Source organism: Polaromonas sp. P1_G4 (assembly GCF_056405475.1).
Genome location: NZ_JBFUCA010000832.1, coordinates 1 through 1236, shown reverse-complemented (window position 1 = coordinate 1236; position 1236 = coordinate 1). Strand labels below are relative to the sequence as shown.

The 1236-nt window shown below is 62.3% G+C and carries 2 protein-coding genes; one reads left to right on the top strand and one right to left on the bottom strand.

Annotation, left to right across the window (positions count from 1 at the left end; genetic code table 11):
• Nucleotides 1-917, bottom strand: a 917-nt coding sequence (locus AC1D1X_RS23765; RefSeq protein ID WP_477699408.1) for an MBL fold metallo-hydrolase, incomplete at its 3' end; no start/stop codon positions are given.
• A 104-nt stretch (nt 918-1021) separates the two neighbouring features.
• Between AC1D1X_RS23765 and AC1D1X_RS23760 the strand changes: the two genes are divergently transcribed.
• Nucleotides 1022-1236 (top strand): MerR family transcriptional regulator (locus AC1D1X_RS23760; RefSeq protein ID WP_477699407.1); only part of this gene is annotated, 215 nt, incomplete at its 3' end.

Below are 1236 nucleotides of genomic sequence, written 5' to 3'. Positions count from 1 at the left end.
GCGGTGCAGGCCGTCATCACTTCGGCCAGGCGGTCTCGGTGGTGGTCGTGCAGCTGGCCTATGCGTGTATGCAGCCCGTGAAAGGGTTTGCCGTGGGAGGGCAGCACCAACGTGTCTTCAGGCAGCGGCAGGAATTTGTCGATGGACTCAAGAAACAGCGTGAGCGCGTTCGATTCCGGCTCCATGTCGTAAACGCTGACATTGGTTGAAATGCGCGGCAACACCATGTCGCCGCTGATGAGGGTGTCCAGCGCTTCGCAGTGCAGCGCGATGTGTTCGGGTGCATGGCCGTAGCCGCTGATGCAGCGCCAGTCGCGCCCGCCGATTCGCACCRTCATGCCGTCCATGATGCGGACGTAGCTGGCCGGCACGGCCGGCACCATGCCGGGGTAGTAGCTGGCCCGGCCGCGGATTTTCTCGACGGATTCCGGATCCACCAGTCCGTGCGCGGCAAAAAAGCGCGCGGCGCTTTCCCCGCCGAAACCCGTGGTGCTTTGTGAGCCGATGCGGGCCGAAAGATAGTCGGTGGCGCTGATCCACAACATGCACACCCGTTTGGGCGTGGTCCAGCGTTCGCAGAGCCAGTGCGCCAGCCCGATATGGTCGGGGTGCATGTGCGTCACGATGACACGCAGCACCGGCATGCCTTCCAGCTGGGTGGCAAAAATCGCCTCCCACTGCGCTTTGGACTCTTCCCGGCTGATGCAGCAGTCCACGATGGTCCAGCCCTGTATCTTCGCGCCCGCCCGGTCCGGGTCGTCCATCTCGTCGCGCAGCAGCCACAGGTTGATGTGGTTCAGCGCGAAGGGCAGGGCCATGCGTATCCACTTGACGTCCGGCGCCACCTCCATGGCCATGCCCGACTCGGGCAGGGTGTCTCCAAAGGGGTAATCCAGTTGCTGCTCAAGGAGGTTCATGTCATCATTCGCGGTATATTTGACGTTTACGTAAACGTCATACACAACCATTGTAGGGACCGCGCCTGTTTCGCGCTGTCGCCCGCGTTTGCAAAGACCACATCATGGCCACTACCTACACCATCAGCGACCTGGCAAAAGAGTTTGACCTGACGACGCGCGCCATGCGTTTTTACGAAGACATGGGCTTGCTGCAGCCCCAGCGCGAAGGGGCGGGCGGACGCAACCGCGTGTACACCGCGCGTGACCGTACCCGGCTCAAGCTTACCCTGCGCGCCAAGCGTTTGGGCCTGTCGCTGACCGAGGCCAAGGACATCAT